The 14,952-nt window shown below is 38.8% G+C and carries 21 protein-coding genes; 3 read left to right on the top strand and 18 right to left on the bottom strand.

The window, feature by feature from the left end:
* Positions 1 to 12: 12 nt before the first annotated feature.
* The 15 genes from BS614_RS04420 to BS614_RS04355 form a co-directional block, all read right to left on the bottom strand.
* Complete coding sequence (locus BS614_RS04420) at positions 13 to 720, bottom strand: uracil-DNA glycosylase (protein WP_074093048.1); 708 nt, start codon at positions 718 to 720, stop codon at positions 13 to 15.
* A 209-nt stretch (positions 721 to 929) separates the two neighbouring features.
* Positions 930 to 1,367: an IS3 family transposase gene (locus BS614_RS31380; RefSeq protein WP_157116020.1), complete on the bottom strand. Its 438-nt coding sequence runs from the start codon at positions 1,365 to 1,367 to the stop codon at positions 930 to 932.
* Positions 1,364 to 1,483, bottom strand: coding sequence for a hypothetical protein (locus BS614_RS32535; RefSeq protein WP_425320268.1), 120 nt, complete (start codon positions 1,481 to 1,483; stop codon positions 1,364 to 1,366). Before BS614_RS32535 ends, BS614_RS31380 begins: the two co-directional genes overlap by 4 nt.
* A 239-nt stretch (positions 1,484 to 1,722) precedes the next feature.
* Positions 1,723 to 1,896: a hypothetical protein gene (locus tag BS614_RS32530; RefSeq protein WP_425320275.1), complete on the bottom strand. Its 174-nt coding sequence runs from the start codon at positions 1,894 to 1,896 to the stop codon at positions 1,723 to 1,725.
* A gap of 341 nt (positions 1,897 to 2,237) precedes the next feature.
* Complete coding sequence (locus tag BS614_RS04405) at positions 2,238 to 3,146, bottom strand: ParB/RepB/Spo0J family partition protein (RefSeq protein WP_074093047.1); 909 nt, start codon at positions 3,144 to 3,146, stop codon at positions 2,238 to 2,240.
* 27 nt (positions 3,147 to 3,173) lie between these two features.
* Entirely contained in the window at positions 3,174 to 4,097 is a 924-nt protein-coding gene (locus BS614_RS04400) for a ParB/RepB/Spo0J family partition protein (protein WP_074093046.1), read from the bottom strand.
* Positions 4,098 to 4,396: 299 nt separating this feature from the next.
* On the bottom strand, positions 4,397 to 5,236 hold the full coding sequence (locus tag BS614_RS04395) for an IS3 family transposase (protein ID WP_244898324.1): 840 nt from the start codon (positions 5,234 to 5,236) through the stop codon (positions 4,397 to 4,399).
* A gap of 20 nt (positions 5,237 to 5,256) precedes the next feature.
* Positions 5,257 to 5,577, bottom strand: a complete 321-nt coding sequence (locus tag BS614_RS04390; RefSeq protein WP_074093044.1) for a transposase — start codon at positions 5,575 to 5,577, stop codon at positions 5,257 to 5,259.
* A 188-nt stretch (positions 5,578 to 5,765) separates the two neighbouring features.
* Positions 5,766 to 6,356: a Fic/DOC family protein gene (locus BS614_RS04385; RefSeq protein ID WP_084174392.1), complete on the bottom strand. Its 591-nt coding sequence runs from the start codon at positions 6,354 to 6,356 to the stop codon at positions 5,766 to 5,768.
* Positions 6,349 to 6,576, bottom strand: a complete 228-nt coding sequence (locus BS614_RS04380) for a hypothetical protein (protein WP_074093042.1) — start codon at positions 6,574 to 6,576, stop codon at positions 6,349 to 6,351. Before BS614_RS04380 ends, BS614_RS04385 begins: the two co-directional genes overlap by 8 nt.
* Positions 6,577 to 6,898: 322 nt before the next feature.
* The gene (locus tag BS614_RS04375) at positions 6,899 to 7,234 is read right to left on the bottom strand and encodes a YolD-like family protein (RefSeq protein ID WP_074093041.1); all 336 of its coding nucleotides are present in this window, start codon (positions 7,232 to 7,234) and stop codon (positions 6,899 to 6,901) included.
* Between the two features lie 13 nt (positions 7,235 to 7,247).
* Positions 7,248 to 7,541 (bottom strand): hypothetical protein, encoded by a 294-nt coding sequence (locus tag BS614_RS04370; protein ID WP_074093040.1) that lies wholly within the window; start codon positions 7,539 to 7,541, stop codon positions 7,248 to 7,250.
* Between the two features lie 11 nt (positions 7,542 to 7,552).
* On the bottom strand, positions 7,553 to 7,747 hold the full coding sequence (locus BS614_RS04365) for a hypothetical protein (protein ID WP_074093039.1): 195 nt from the start codon (positions 7,745 to 7,747) through the stop codon (positions 7,553 to 7,555).
* A 124-nt stretch (positions 7,748 to 7,871) separates the two neighbouring features.
* Positions 7,872 to 8,168, bottom strand: coding sequence for a DUF3139 domain-containing protein (locus BS614_RS04360; RefSeq protein WP_074093038.1), 297 nt, complete (start codon positions 8,166 to 8,168; stop codon positions 7,872 to 7,874).
* A 180-nt stretch (positions 8,169 to 8,348) separates the two neighbouring features.
* On the bottom strand, positions 8,349 to 8,996 hold the full coding sequence (locus BS614_RS04355; RefSeq protein ID WP_084174391.1) for a hypothetical protein: 648 nt from the start codon (positions 8,994 to 8,996) through the stop codon (positions 8,349 to 8,351).
* A gap of 260 nt (positions 8,997 to 9,256) precedes the next feature.
* Between BS614_RS04355 and BS614_RS04350 the strand changes: the two genes are divergently transcribed.
* The 3 genes from BS614_RS04350 to BS614_RS04340 all read left to right on the top strand — a co-directional run bounded on the left by BS614_RS04350 (position 9,257) and on the right by BS614_RS04340 (position 11,081).
* Entirely contained in the window at positions 9,257 to 9,451 is a 195-nt protein-coding gene (locus BS614_RS04350; RefSeq protein ID WP_074093037.1) for a type II toxin-antitoxin system HicA family toxin, read from the top strand.
* Between the two features lie 67 nt (positions 9,452 to 9,518).
* A complete protein-coding gene (locus BS614_RS04345; RefSeq protein WP_074093036.1) occupies positions 9,519 to 9,905 on the top strand; it encodes a type II toxin-antitoxin system HicB family antitoxin in 387 nt (128 codons plus the stop codon).
* A 198-nt stretch (positions 9,906 to 10,103) separates the two neighbouring features.
* Positions 10,104 to 11,081, top strand: coding sequence for an NYN domain-containing protein (locus BS614_RS04340; RefSeq protein ID WP_244898261.1), 978 nt, complete (start codon positions 10,104 to 10,106; stop codon positions 11,079 to 11,081).
* A gap of 290 nt (positions 11,082 to 11,371) precedes the next feature.
* On the opposite strand, the gene BS614_RS04335 is transcribed toward BS614_RS04340, so the two are convergent.
* The 3 genes from BS614_RS04335 to BS614_RS04320 all read right to left on the bottom strand — a co-directional run bounded on the left by BS614_RS04335 (position 11,372) and on the right by BS614_RS04320 (position 14,870).
* Entirely contained in the window at positions 11,372 to 12,961 is a 1,590-nt protein-coding gene (locus BS614_RS04335) for an SIR2 family protein (RefSeq protein ID WP_074093035.1), read from the bottom strand.
* Between the two features lie 144 nt (positions 12,962 to 13,105).
* A complete protein-coding gene (locus BS614_RS31075; protein ID WP_084174389.1) occupies positions 13,106 to 14,455 on the bottom strand; it encodes a GH25 family lysozyme in 1,350 nt (449 codons plus the stop codon).
* Positions 14,442 to 14,870 carry a phage holin family protein gene (locus BS614_RS04320; RefSeq protein ID WP_244898260.1) on the bottom strand — a complete coding sequence of 143 codons (429 nt, stop codon included), beginning with the start codon at positions 14,868 to 14,870 and terminating at the stop codon, positions 14,442 to 14,444. The genes BS614_RS31075 and BS614_RS04320 overlap by 14 nt, the downstream gene beginning before the upstream one ends.
* Positions 14,871 to 14,952 lie beyond the last annotated feature (82 nt).

The following is a 14,952-nucleotide window of genomic DNA, read 5'->3' as shown; positions in this document are numbered from 1 at the left end:
GTTCAAAATGGGCTAGATCATTGACCTTACTGCTTTTTGGAATTGTACTGCCCTTCCATTTGCAGGATGAGGAACATGGTGATGTTTAATGAGATGGGAGCTTAACGTGTCTGCTGACTTTCTGCCAATAGCCACGATCTGAGCATCAGGATTCAGTTGCATAAGCTTTCTGGCGAATAAAACACCATCCTCCAACTCTGCCAAAGTCGGCGTTCGATTTGTCATCCGGTTTTCAGAAGATTGATAAGGATGACAGGGATAGATGTTCCAAAATATAAAGTCCGTTGGTTTCCACCTTGAACTGGATAACACTTCGCCCCATATAATGGATGCTGTCGGTTCTGCGAATCCATATAGTGCCTGACTCCGGTTAGGTTTTGCGATATTGGGCAAGCTTGTTCGAACACCCGGATCACCTGAAAAAATCATCTGGTTATTCACCAGCGAGTGATTCCCGGTAACCATTCGCTCGGACGTCAAGGGTACGCCGGAGAACCTCGCCCCTTGATATCCCACGGCTTCAGCAATAAAAATGTACCGAGCCTTGGACATTCGTGGTTCCAAATACCTGACCAAATGTTCACAACGAATCTTTACCGCTTCGGGGCCGATATCATAGCCCGTCACATAATCTCTCCAAGGATTAATCACATTTACTGGTGAGACATATGCTTGTATCCCTGCAACAAACTCGCGGATCTGTTGCTGCGTTTCGCTCATGCTTTTTTGCCTCCTTTGGGAGATTACAGAGTAAATCGGGCCTACATCAGCTTATTTTACAAAGATTATATCATAAACAGAAAAACCACCAACCAGAATGTGGTCAAGACCCATTTAGTAGACATTATAAAGATACTCTAGGTTGCAAACTGGCGTCGGTACTCTACCGGCGTCAGTTTTTTCAGTTTCCGTTGTGGCCGTTTTCGGTTTTAAAAACGGATATATTTTTTGATTTTGCTTTGTGCTTCGGTAAGCGTTGGGATATGATAAAGATAGAGTCCTTCCGTTTTGAGATGCGAGAAGAAACTCTCCATCGAGGCATTGCCATAACAATTACCTCGGCGAGACATGCTGATCCGGGCCCCAACCTTTGGCAGCATGTCGTGGTAAGCATGAGACGTGTACTGGAATCCCTGGTCGCTGTGAACGACTAGCCCGGTCACGTCTTTTTGCTTCGCAAATGCCTTGCTGAATGTGCGGAGCACCAGTTCATTGTCGTTGCGTTCGCCTATTTCGTAGGCCACAATTTCGTTATTAAACAGATCCTTTATGGCTGAAAGATATATCCATCGCTCTCCCACACGATACTGGGTAATGTCCGTTACCCACTTCTGATTCGGTTTTTCTGCACTGAAGTCTCGCTTCAAGCGTTCTCTGCTACTCGCTGCGCAGGTGCATACGAGCTGCTGGAGCGTCGTTTACGACGGATTCGAGATTGGATACCGAGCATTTGCATCAGGCAGAGCACCTTTTTGTGGTTCATCCGAATCCCTTGATCTTGCCAAAGGAACAACTGGAGTTGTCGATAACCATATTTGCCTTATCGTTGATATGTTTGAAGCACCTAGTTCTTCGCCTTTGCATCGCGATCGAATCGTTTACGTTTTACATAGGCATAAAATCCACTCCGTGACACGCCAAACACATCACAGAGTTTCTGGATATCACCATATGCCGCTACTTTTTCTATGATCTGAAATCTTTCTTGTTTGCTTCCTCCTTTCAGATTACCAAGCACTTTTTTAGCAACTCATTCTCCCGTTTCAGTTTTTGTACATAGAGATCTTGATCCAAGTATTCTTTACGTCGACCTCGCTGATCCATCAGTCTAAACTCACCTTGTTCCCGATATTTTCGCATCCAGCGCTTCACTCGTCCTGGATCATGAATCCCCAGATGTTCATTGATCTTTCGGTAAGTCCACCCCTCAACCGTATGCAGACGAATAGCCTCATTTTTTATCTTCTCCGAATACGTTTTAAACTTTTGTCACTTAATCGCCATAAAAAAATGCCCCCCCTAGAATTTCATCGGCTAAACCCAGAGGGTTTAGCCGATGTCTATTCTAGGGGGGCACTTCAAACGCTGGTGGGTGGTTTTTCACTCTAATGGAGGCTAGGAGCGTCGCCCCCTGTCCAAAGATAAAGGCAAATAAGCTTCTACGGGTGTAGTCACAGTTTTGATGTCGCGTTAAGGACTCCTTCTACTATAAATAAAGATAAATCCAGAAGTAAAAACTAAAGATCCTCTAGTTGTTTGCGTTTAGAAACAACTTCTTCCTTCAGCTTTTTCAAATTATTCAGTAAATCTCCTGCTTCATAGGTGTTATTAGCACTAATTTTATTAATTTGAACTAATGCATTTTTAATTTTAACCTGATGTGTTTTCAGTTTACTGCTTCCCGCTTCCTTGTCGATTGCTTTATCTTCCAATACATCAGATAACTTCATTTTCATATTCACTAAAAATAACTTAACCTGCTCGTCGCTTAAAGAACGGACGAGAATCTCATTTTTCAAGTCATTAACTGTCACAAGTCCCAACTCAATCTTTCGTAACATCGTAGTTCTTATTAGATCCTTATTAAATCTATGAACTAAATCAGTCTTGAATTTTTCAAGTTTTTCTAGCCATCCTATTAAATAGTATAAAGCAAATAGAGTATACACACCACTCGCAAGCTTTTCTTCAATCTCAGAATGTTGATAATATTGAAATACTTTTATCCTTACTGCAATTTGTTTACTGTCAGCCCCCATCTTCTTTGCTAACTCATGAAATGAGCACTTATCCCACATAATCCACATTTCATAAGTATACTTGGCCCATTCATACATACTCCAATCAACTTTTCCACTTTGCACCGAACCAAGTCTCTCGAGTTCCTCCTCTTCTGAATGAGGTTCCTTCACCAAAATAACTGGGATCTTATGTATTCCCAATCTCTTAGCTGCATACCACCTTCTATGCCCAGATAAAATAACGTACTTGGTTTCCTTCAAATAACATGTTATTCCAGATTCCCAGCCTTTTTCTTTTATAATTCTTTGCATATCCTCAGTTCTTGCTGAATAATCCTGTCTAGGATTTAAAGGATTAGGAATAATATTTTCTATATTTACCCAAACCAAATTTATCTTGTACATACTGACTTCGTCCTTAATATATTTATTTTATTTTTCATTATTATCTAATATCTCAAGCAATTGTTTCTCTTTCAGATCAATTTCAGCTAAAAGTTTGTTAAGTTGGTCCATCAATTTACCTGCTTCATTTTTCGTCCGACACTCAATAAGTCGAATTTCATCAGCAATTACCTTAACATTTAACTTATTTTGAGTAATATCTGTGTCACTTTCAACTCCCAACAATTCTATTTCAAGTTGGCAATCATGTAGTCTTTTGTTAATATCTGTAAGAAACTTGAAAATATCTTGAGAACATGCATTTGTTACAAAAGTATTATCATTAGCAATTTTACTATTAAAACATTTGTTCTCATATTTTTTTAGCATTTGCTTTCTGATAAGTTCCTCACCCATTGACTGAAATAAATCAAAATGATACTTTTCCAACCTTTTAATCCACTTATAAATATAATCCAGCATCGATAGAGAATACATTCCATTTGATAATTTATCCTCTATTTCATTTCTCGGGTAAAAGTTATATACGCGAATCCGAGAACTAACTAAGCTCTGAGTAACACCTAGCTTGGTCGCTAATTCAGCATAAGAAATATTACCGGAATTAACCCACACGTCAAAAGTATATTTCGCCCATTCGTATGGTGTCCAATCTACCTGTCCACCTTGTATTGAGCCCAGACGATCTAACTCCTCCGCATCGCTCTCAGGAGCCTGAACAATGTATATAGGAACTTCCACTTCACCCATTTTTCTAGCTGAATGCCATCTCCTATGTCCTGATAGTATTATGTAATACTGCCCCTTTTTATAGCATGTTATAGCTTCAGCCCATCCCTTTGACCTTAATATCTCTTGCATTTGCTCTGTTTCTATAGAATGGTCTCTCCTTGGATTCATTGGATTAGGAATTACTTGATCTATGTTAACCCAAGCTAAAAATGCGTCCATTAAATTATCCTCCATTTTAAACAAAATATTAATAAACCTTAACTATCTTATCAAATTTTGAAGCAAATTCCTCTATATAAAAATATTCCAAATATAAATCCATAAATTAGTTTTACAACAAAATGATTCCTTCTCAATATTGTATTATGGTGCGATAAGTATTTAATCTTATTATTTACACCATCCTATCTAATAATGCTCAAAACCGTTCTTCACATTATCCAAATTTAAATAAAAAAGAAGATACAAAAAAGACCACCAAATGGTCATACCCCTGTCAAGTAGACAGATGAAAAAAGCTATGCTGCCAGTGCGCATCGATATTCAATCGGTGCGCGCTGTTTGAGTTTGGCTTGAAATCGTCGGTAGTTGTAATTGTACATGTAATCTTCCACGGCTTGTCGAATCTCTGCTTCTGAATTACACTGGTTAAGGTACAGCTTCTCTGTCTTGAGATGCGAAAAGAAGGATTCGATGCATGCGTTATCCAGGCAGGTTGCTTTGCGAGAGTGGCTGCCCTTGACGCCGAATGCTTCTAATCGTGTGTTGTACGCCTGAGACGTATATTGGAAGCCCTGATCCGAATGGAGCACGGCTTCCGAAACGTCTCTTTTTTGTGTCCATTGTTCCACCGTATCCAATACGAGCTGAACATCGTTCCGTTTAGACAACTGCCAAGCTACAATTTCGTTGTTGAACAAGTCTTGAATCACGGATAGGTAAACAAACGTGCTTCCATCCGAAATATACGTAATATCCGTCACCATTTTTTGCTGAGGTGCTGTGGCATGGAATTTACGCTTCAGGCGATTTGGATAGATGACAGATGGCGTATAGAAAGACTTCTTTCGCTTCCTGCGAATCACCGATTGGATCGATAGTTCCCGCATCAATCGCCATACTTTCTTGTGATTGACGTTCAGACCAGCTTCCCACAACGCCGTTGTCATGCGAGGATAACCAAACTCTCGGTTTGTAAAATGAATAGCCATCATGTGTTCTTTGATCTCACGATCACGGTCTTGTCTTGCGTCTCGCTGCGGCTGTGTTGCTCGCCATTTGTAGTAACTGGATCGAGGGATCCCTGCTACCGTTAATAGGCGTGTAATGCCATGCAAGCAGCGCAGTTCATCTAGGATATCATAGTTCTCCCGTTGGCTCAGCGCTTCTCCTTTACTAGATTTGGATACCGCTTTTTTAAATAATCCACCTGCGCTTGAAGATAATCTCGTTCTTCCTCCACACTACCAAAGGCTGTGCGGGGGCGTCCCTTCAGTGGATTCGGGATGTTGTTTTTTCGCTCATCGAACGCTTCCCCGTTTTTCCACTTTTTCACCCACACCTTTAGTTGTGAACAGTTTCGAATCCCTTCGCGCTCAGCGACCACCTTGTAACTTGAAGAACCTTCGACATATGATCTAACTGCATTCAATTTGAATTCTTCGGTATATCTCTGAAATGTTTGTCCTTTTTTCGCCATAAAAATATCCCCTCCAAGTGCCACTTAAACCCTCATGATAACATGAAGGTTTTTTTAAGTGTCTACTTAAAGGGGATAATACCAAAATGGTGGCTTTAACTTATACTATTAATGAAACTCCTGTTGAAGTTAACTGCATATAAGCTTCTGGTGTTATTCAGTTTTGTTGTCACCCGAGTAACTAAACTTTATTCATCTATTCTCTTCGTAATGGTTCTAAAAACCTCAATCAATTTCTGAGTATTATATGGAGATTGAATCATAGCTTTGAGTATTTCTTCAGCCTCAACGGCGGTAAAATCAAGGTGGTAACCTGATTCTGTAGCTAATACACGTATAAACTCTCTCTGCGCTCGACCGTTTCCTTCTCTAAAAGGATGAAGTACATTCAATTCGGCCAAATAATAAGCTATTCTTTCTGTGAAAACTTTGTAGTTCAGATCCTTTAACAAGTTCTCAGCTTTAAGCTCCAGAAGTAGTCGATCTGTTTCAGGTTCTAAAAATTGCACGTTAGCGAAGCGAAAAGAGTCTTTTCCTATCTCCTCATTACGATAAACACCAGCAAAAGGATAAATGTCTTGAAAGAGAAATCTATGAATCTCACATAAATGAGCACGGTTATAATCACCTTTTAAAGGTTTTAGATGTAACATTCTTAACCGATCTAAAGTCACTACCCTATCAAAAGCATCTAATTGTCGTTGCTCTTTGAATCCAGGTATATTTATTAATACATTGCTATTCGGATAACAGTATTTTGAATTGCCTTCTTCATACATTTCTTGCAAGTTCCATTGCATGAGCTAGGAATTCACTATTTTTCAAATTACCGTTTAATCTCTCCATAATTAAATTATCTTCTGAAGCAGTGAGATGCATTCCTTCAACCGCAAGTGAAGCTTTTGCATTCATAAGTGCAATAAGTTTGTTCTTACGAGTGTATCTCTTCACGAACAACACCCTCTTCTCATAACGTTTTATTACAACATCTATATTCACTTAGCTTGCCCACCTTTCTTACACTAATACCCTATTTTCTCATTATATCAAACTCCATTTAAAGATGTAACTTGCACCTGATTTGCGTATTTAAGTACGGTCACTCCGGTATAAAGCGTTAGTACTCTAATTGGTGTGATAAACAGAAAAACCACCAACCAGAACGCTGGTTGATGGCTTTTGACTCTAATGGAGGCGAGGGGCATCGCCCCCCATTTGGTACTTAATATTTAGACCATAACAAAAGTGATTTAAAAACAAATAAAGACCAGTCAATTGACCGATCTCTTCCTATTATATATAGCATACTCAGAACACGACTTTAAATGCTCGCATTTATAATTTCTTCTATTTTAATGAAACTGTAATCTTCTTCCCCTCGGACAAGTTTGATCTGCCTGCTCGGCTTATCAATTGATGTGACAACACCCCGCAGCACCTCGTCATCAAATGGGCTGAACACAGTTAACGTTACTGATTTGCATTCCTGGTACGACTCAAAGATAGCTTCCTCAATGTGCTGCATTTCTTGTTCATCTAATACAGGCTTACCTCTCCGCCTTTGTAACGCTTCTTGAGCTAGGTACGCTTCACGATGTTCAGGTAAAATGATACGTGATCCCTCATAGACCCCGTTTGCCGTCAATTTGCTTGCCATGTTGCATTCCTCCTTAATATAGGGTCCAGTAACTTAAATCGTTTAACTGCGCCGGTGGCGGTACCTTGGGAAGCTTAGGCTTCTCCGATTCCCGTTCCCAGCCTTCCAGGATAACAAGATTACTGGTGTCTGACTTGTCTTCCCACTGTATGTATTCCGCTTTGATTAGACCATCAAGAGCAGCCATGACATCCGGCTTATCCTTCCCGGTCTTAACCGTAAGTTCATGAATCGTCGGTAATCGTCTGCGGCCGCTACTGTAATTAAACAAAATCCTTAGTACTTTCCGCTCGTAATCAGTCAACATGTTTATGCCCCCTACGCTGTCGTTCTGATCGGATGGCATGCCAGTAAACCGGACTCCTTGAATGTCCGCGGCTGCCCCGACAATAGATCATCAGCTTTGATAATTCCGGACCGAATGCTTTTGACCTGGATACGGCGTTTTGTGATCTTTCCGCTTTGATCCTCATAGATAATCTCGACCAACCACCCTAAATATTTCACTGGCATGTTCATCCCTCCAATAAGAACATTTGTTTGCTTTTTATTAGTATATGCGAATGTATGTTTGTTATTCAACAAGAAAAAAGCCCCACTGATATCAATATCAAATGGAGCTGGTATATAACATATTTTAATTAGGATCAGGGTAAACTTGAAACCATTCTGTTCCTTCTTTATCTGTGTATACATATTCTTCAGGATCATTTTTAAAGCGGACTGTGACAGGGTACATCGGCATCTTACTTCTACGGGCATGTATACTTAAAATTTCGGTGCTTTTTATTCCTTTCTCGTTTATCAAATAATTGCGAAGACTTTCCTCCAAATTGTGCATCTTCAACTTATAGTTTATATACCAACCAACAGAAAGAAGGATAATAATAACAACAAAAGAAGAAACTATCCACAAAGTCTTATGCTTTTTCATTTTACCTCCTGTTTACAATAAGTTAATATCCAAATTATATCAAAAAGACCGTACACAGGATACGGTCCTTTTAACTTAATTTAGTTAGCAATAAATGAACATTTTAACTCGAAAGAATTACTATTAGTAAAACAAAAATGATAGGCAGCTAGGCTGCAAAACTCTTGACCAGAAGTTCTCTTACCAGTTAGCAGTAAACGAACCTTTCGAAACGAAATAAATACTATTAGTAAAAGCGAAAGGATAGATTAGGCCAACCTCTTTATCAGAGGTTCTCTTACCGAGCATATCAAAATTTTCTCCATAATAAAATGCTTGCCAAAGGAATTTAGAACAGTAATTTGGAGTCATTACACTAAGTTTGTCCAAAGGATTAATTAGATATTTTGTAGCTCGACTGTAATTACTTTTAGCCCAAGCTGCTGCTTTAACTCCTCGACCGTCACGTGGAGTATAAATGCTAAGCTTTTCACCAGATTTATGCAATCTTACATATGAAGTCATATCACTTGCTGCGCCACCATTCCATGCTGGTGTAACATGATATATCTTATAGTCAGATCCTACGATACCTACATGACCAACAAAATATGTTGATTCATTCGACTTACTTGAATAGAGAATATCTCCAACTTGCATTTTGATATTTGTCCCTGGATATGTAGGCCCAATCTCAGCAAAAATACCGATATCTTCATTAACATTAGTTTGAGCCTCCACTTCTGGTTCACCAGTTGTAATAGGCGATGCACTAACGCTGTTCAAATTGAAAAAGGCTCCAAAGAACAATACGGTGAAAAATGATAAACCTAATAAATACTTTTTCAAATCAATTCCTCCTTTTTTTAACAACAAATGAAATATTACATTTTAAACCCAGCATGTTCAATGAGCAGTATGTCTCATATTATATATAGTTCATATGTATTAATATTTATTTTATTTTCCATATTTTTGTCGTATTTTGTTGAATATCCACCTTTAACTTTCATTGTATTAAAGTTTCTGAACTCTTGGGAGGTACTGATACATAACTTGTAATGCGCATTGATGCGTGTTATAATATATTTAGGAGGTGAGGAACAGGAATGAAGAGTTATTCTTCAAGAGAGGTGCTAAGGATTTTGAAAGCTAACGGATGGTATCTGGTACATACTGTAGGCGATCATTTCCAATACAAACACCCAACAATAAAAGGGAAGGTTACTATAACCCACCCAGTAAAAGATGTAGCACTACACATCATGAAGGACATCGAGAAGAAGACGGGGCTGAAATTCTAGCCCCTCATCTTTCAAATATACTGGCAAGTCAATTGCACCACATCAATCAATGGAAGGATGCAATCAAATGAAAAAAGCTTATGTTTACCCTGCTGTTCTCACCTTTACAGAAAAGCACATAGAGATATCTTTCCCTGATCTTGAAGAAGCTTTATCACAAGCAGAAACAATTGAGGAAGCGATTCGTAGAGCTGAAGAAGTATTAAAACTCACAATTGAGAGCCGTTTAGAGGATAAAGAAGAAATACCTTTAGCTACACCCTTAAACAAAATCCATCTTGCTGCTGATCAACGAACAATAATAACGAATGTGATATTGGAAGAAAAAATTAAGTATGTAAGCAAGAACTTGACTATTCCTGAGGATCTCAACTTAGCTGCAATAGATGCAAAGATAAACTTTTCGCAAGTGCTCCAACGAGCATTGCGTGAAGAACTTGCCAACAAAGATTGAAAGAAATAGCGAGTTATAGTTTTAAGACAACAACAAAAGGTACTGTTTTTATATGTAAACAGTACCTTTTGTTACTCTTCATTAACTTATAGCTACATGGAGTACACTCAAACTAGAAATTGTTACCACAGATACATTCTGCATGTTATATTCAAAATGTAAGCTCTTATAAAAATTATATTTAGGGGGAATATATTTGTGAAGCCAGAAGTTGAGAAAGATAATATTAAGATACTTGATCAAACGACGATTGATACAGAACCACAGCCGCGTAAGGAAATAGATGACGCTGCACTACTTGCACTATTCTCTGATATAATGGGTCAATCAACTGAATCAGCTTTGACCTCTCTCAGTAAAAAAAATCAATTAGACAATGTAGCGATCTTTGTTGACTATGATAATGTTTATTGGACACTCATGAATAATTATTCTCACGATCCTAACCATAGTGACCCATTAAAAAATTTATTTGTGCAGTTGTGGGAACGTTATGGACAAGAACAAGTAAGAACGTTTAGGGCTTATGCAGACTTTGAGAAAATCAAAACTGAATTGACTAGTTTGCAAAAAAAGAGGGTTCAAATCCGCCACGTATATTCTAATGGCAAGGATGGGAGTCACAGAAAAAATTCCTCTGATATTGAACTCTGTATTGATGCCATAGAACATACATACAAAGATCCGAATGTCTCTTGTTATGTTTTTGTTACGGCAGATAGCGATATGATACCTGTAATTAGTCGAATGGTGTATAAGGGTAAACGTGTCGAACTATTTTACCTATCAAATTCAGTTCCAAAGCATATAGATATGCTTACTTTTGCTAATTATAGTGAGGATTTACTCTCTTTTCTCAATGTATCTGTTGAAAAAGTTACTATTGAGAATTATGTAATTGAAGCATTAAAGATTATACAAGATTGGCATATTGTTAACAGCAGTAAAGATCTCTTTCTCGGAAATAGTTATTTGAGAAAAGATTTTACTCGGAAACTTTCTATACCTCCTAATACATCAAGTCAATTGCTTGAAAATTTGACTGTTAATAAACTTGTTGAAGATGGCGTAAAATTAATGAGTTCAGGTGACAAAAAGAACTCATTAAAACTCACAGATGAGGGTACTGCATTGTTAGCCCGCGCCGTTGATACTGCTGCACCAAGTAAAGAATAATTTTTTTCGAGAAGTTGACATATCCAACTGATTTCAGTAATATACTACTTATATAAGATCTTATTCGCTATGATTTATTCGTTATTTCTTAAATTCATTATTTTATGCGTTATTATTAAAAAGGAAGGGCTATATGACCCTTCCTTTTTGCCGTTTAATTTTGCCTATAACATCCAGCAACACATACTCCCCAATAAAGTATTGCATCTTTATGAATATTATTATATAATCCTGGCATATAATATAAGGTATCAAAGAGACTAGTGACAATCCACACGTGGGTTAGAGCGCTAGTCTCTATTTATTATGAAGTCGTACACCATAAAAATTCTTCTTAGGGATGTTGGTAGGAGTCTTGCCCCTTCGTCCTTATATCGGTTTAATTTAGCAAGAAGATACTCCCTCAGTTGATCTCTATCCAAAGCTTGTGCATTGTACGCGATCACATCAAATTCCTTTTCTTCCTTAAACTTAAGATCAATAATAGCTTGGAGAGAATTTCTTTTTATTTTATATGATGCGCTAATCGTACGTGTACATTCACCTACATCCGAGAATTTAGTTATTCTTCGTTTTATTTTATCTTTATCAAAATTGTGAAGGTTAGTCTGATCCACATCGACTTCCTTAATATACTTCAAAAAAGGTATTCTTGAATTATCAGGTTGACTTGCAATATACCTTAAAGCTATATCAGTATGAATTACATCGGATTCAAAGAAGTAGTTATATACATAACTCAGTAAATCAGGCATTTGGAATATATATGTTGCATCTCCTAGTGCAACAATTAATTTATTGTCTCCTATTCGTCTCTCTACCTCTTCCAACTGCATAGGAGAGACTAATAGTGAATTTAAACTCCCCTTCTTTCCGCTATCTACTATCAATTCTTTAATGACATGTTTATATTTTCTCACTTCCGAAGGAGCAACACCTTGATTTACGGCGCTGATCTTGTCAAATACTTTTTTAAAATTGTTAGTTTTTAAAACTTTAAGTTTACAACCTAAATCTCTATCATTAAGGACTTCTTCAATTAACTCTTCTTCCCCTTCGCTCCATTCAATTAAAATGAGCCTATCTTCGAGTAATTGTACCTCTTCATCTGAGATTGACCTCGTGAAATCTTTAATAATCCTTCTAACATTAACATCGGTTAAAGAATACCCCATAAATATAATCGGTGAGTTTAGCATTATTGATATTATTTTAGCACTTATCAAAACTGAATTTTTTTCAAATTTAATATAATCCTCTTTTGTAAGTACGATATCATCAGGACTTTCAGCACATCCATGAAGCTTGTAAAGTTCAGCGTAATCATATGTATCTTTAAAGAAGCCTCGCTGACCTATGTACTTTGTAATTTTGTATGCACTAGCTTCATCATAAGATTTTTCAATGAAAGTATCATAATTTGTCGTCAAAATTATTTGAGTCTTTAGTAACATCTTAACGAATGACTCATACTCTTCTTCAAAACCATCCCGAAACGAATAATTTTCAAATCGATTAGCAATTGCTTTTTTTAGAGGAGAAAGCTTTGTTAAGAATGCATCTTTCTGGCTAAAGTTGTGAATTGATAAATCACCTTGATTAAAAAGTAAATTGTACTCTCTCTCTAATCTAGCACCTAACTGTATATATGCTTCATGCTCCGTTTCTTTCTCGTTAAAGTCTGGATATTCTCTTTGAACCTGCGATCTAGTGTTATTAAGTTCTCCATAAAAATTCTGAAGGCCAGCCTTTTCCCAGAACTCTCTAAGCAAATTTGGCCAATCTGGGAAGTCGACTAAAAACCGTTTAGAAATGCCTGATCCAATAAAAACAATAGGGAACTCATTCTTTACAGCAAGAGTATCTAAAATATTAGTCATTTTATCCCCGCCTTAGTTTTATATGCTTATTGTAAATAATATCATGGAATTGAAAATATTAAACGAAAAAAAGACCCCACCAGCGTTATGCTAGTGGAGTCCTTTTTTACCGATGCTATCGGATTTGTTCCTATATTATCACAATTATCCTTCTGCTTCAATCTTCTTCAGTCTCTCATCCATATCGGACACGTTTCCGTTAATCCCTGCAATAAGCTTCAGGAAGTTTTTCCTGAGCCGATTTATGACGACTCCTGTTTCTTCACGCGTGATTGTCGCCCCCGGACGTGTCCCATCAAAATAACCATTGGCTGTAACTTCTGCCCATGCCGCTTCTGCCCACTTGCTCGGCACATTGACATCTCTTACCGTCACTGGCTTGTCCTCCTTAATAGGCGTTTGCCCATTGTAATTAATTAAGTATTGTGTCGGCTCCACAACTCCCGCTTCTGTGGCCGTATAACCATATTGCGGACTGAAGGCTTTGCGCACTTCATAATGCAAATGCGCCCCGCTGCTGATGCCTGTACTGCCCTGCTTGCCGATCAGTTGACCACGTTTGACTTGTTGACCAACTTTTACGCCTGCAGCTGATAAATGGGCGTAAACGTGCAGACAACCTTTGTCGTCCTTAATGGCAACTGTCACACCGTAATTTCCGAAGCCGGATCCGGACACGCCCATTTTAGCGTGCATAACCTCACCTGCTACAAATGCATAGATTGGCCCGTCTGCAGGTGTGACAACAAGATCTACACCCCTATGAAACTTATTGATGCCACTCACTGGATGCTTGCGCATACCAAATGGGCTTGTGAGCCGGTACCCTTCAAATGGATTACTCATGTCTTTCTCCTTCCCATATCGTTTCTTGAGATCCGCCAACGTCCCATTGAACTCATTCAGATCCACATTGCCACTGATACCCGGTACCTTGCCTGAATCGCTATATTGCCATATGGTCCAGGTCTTCCAAGCTGGTTGATCGTCAGGAACACGAGTGTTACTGTAACGTGCGATCCAGAGATCATAACCGGAAAGGCCAGTATCAAAATTGCTTGCGAATGAGTTGCCCGTATAGATGATCGGTTTGATCCCTGTCAGCCGCTCCAGCTCAGTCAAGAAAGCTTTGGCCACAATGTTGATCTGTGCCTTTCTGATCCCTTCAGGATTGTTCTCATAGTCCATCACAGGCGGTAACTGCAATGCTTTTGCCCCGCCGATCTCCTCGAGGGATTTTGCATAATGAGCCGCCTCGGCTTTTGCTGCAGCTGATGTTGTTGCCTTCAGGAAATGATACGTTCCAACCAACAAGCCCGCCGACAAGGCACCCTTAACGTTGGCCACAAAATTCGGATCAGTGTATGTCTGACCTTCCGTAGCTTTGATAAATACGAATTCCCGCTTGTCTGCCTTCACCTGCAGCCAATCAATCTTGCCCTGGTAACGGGAGACATCAATGCCTTGAACATTTCCTTCTTTACGTGCTTGCACCTGTACCAGCTCCTTTATCGTTGTCGTTACCGCCTTTACCCTTCAGGACCTCAATTGCCTGCTTGATCACGTTTGGAATAGGCGCTCCCATTTTCCCACCATTTTCAGTGATAGAAATTAGCTCATTCGCAATGTAGAAGAATGCCACCGTATCCCTGAATAAGTGGCCATCACCAAGGATGCCATCCACCAAGTGACCGACAGCCACCATCGCAAAAATAAAGACCTTCCGGGCAATCCCGATAAGGCCAATTTTGCTTTTTAATCCTCCAATAGATCCGGCAGCCACAACACCCGTCAAATAATCCAAAATAACGAAGAACAGTAATACTCCCAACACTCCAGACCAACCCCCAAATAAATAAGACACTAACCAGCTCCCTAAGGCCAAAACCCATTTCCCCACGTTCTCCAAAATCATATCCCCCATCTATTGATTATGAAATTCACTGACTACTCCAAGCACAAATAAACACGATCCGAATTCGGACGTGCTC

Source organism: Paenibacillus xylanexedens (assembly GCF_001908275.1).
In the GTDB taxonomy this organism is placed as follows: Bacteria; Bacillota; Bacilli; order Paenibacillales; family Paenibacillaceae; genus Paenibacillus; species Paenibacillus xylanexedens_A.
This window is presented reverse-complemented; position numbering and strand designations above follow the sequence as displayed.

Bases quoted from the DNA above. Each gene is read 5' to 3' on its own strand.
- BS614_RS04420 (WP_074093048.1), bottom strand. From the start codon at position 720: ATGAGCGAAACGCAGCAACAGATCCGCGAGTTTGTTGCAGGGATACAA.
- BS614_RS32535 (WP_425320268.1), bottom strand. From the start codon at position 1,483: ATGAACCACAAAAAGGTGCTCTGCCTGATGCAAATGCTCGGTATCCAA.
- BS614_RS04405 (WP_074093047.1), bottom strand. From the start codon at position 3,146: ATGTACAAGATAAATTTGGTTTGGGTAAATATAGAAAATATTATTCCT.
- BS614_RS04400 (WP_074093046.1), bottom strand. From the start codon at position 4,097: ATGGACGCATTTTTAGCTTGGGTTAACATAGATCAAGTAATTCCTAAT.
- BS614_RS04390 (WP_074093044.1), bottom strand. From the start codon at position 5,577: ATGGCGAAAAAAGGACAAACATTTCAGAGATATACCGAAGAATTCAAA.
- BS614_RS04385 (WP_084174392.1), bottom strand. From the start codon at position 6,356: ATGTATGAAGAAGGCAATTCAAAATACTGTTATCCGAATAGCAATGTA.
- BS614_RS04375 (WP_074093041.1), bottom strand. From the start codon at position 7,234: ATGGCAAGCAAATTGACGGCAAACGGGGTCTATGAGGGATCACGTATC.
- BS614_RS04370 (WP_074093040.1), bottom strand. From the start codon at position 7,541: ATGTTGACTGATTACGAGCGGAAAGTACTAAGGATTTTGTTTAATTAC.
- BS614_RS04365 (WP_074093039.1), bottom strand. From the start codon at position 7,747: ATGCCAGTGAAATATTTAGGGTGGTTGGTCGAGATTATCTATGAGGAT.
- BS614_RS04360 (WP_074093038.1), bottom strand. From the start codon at position 8,168: ATGAAAAAGCATAAGACTTTGTGGATAGTTTCTTCTTTTGTTGTTATT.
- BS614_RS04350 (WP_074093037.1), top strand. From the start codon at position 9,257: ATGAAGAGTTATTCTTCAAGAGAGGTGCTAAGGATTTTGAAAGCTAAC.
- BS614_RS04345 (WP_074093036.1), top strand. From the start codon at position 9,519: ATGAAAAAAGCTTATGTTTACCCTGCTGTTCTCACCTTTACAGAAAAG.
- BS614_RS04335 (WP_074093035.1), bottom strand. From the start codon at position 12,961: ATGACTAATATTTTAGATACTCTTGCTGTAAAGAATGAGTTCCCTATT.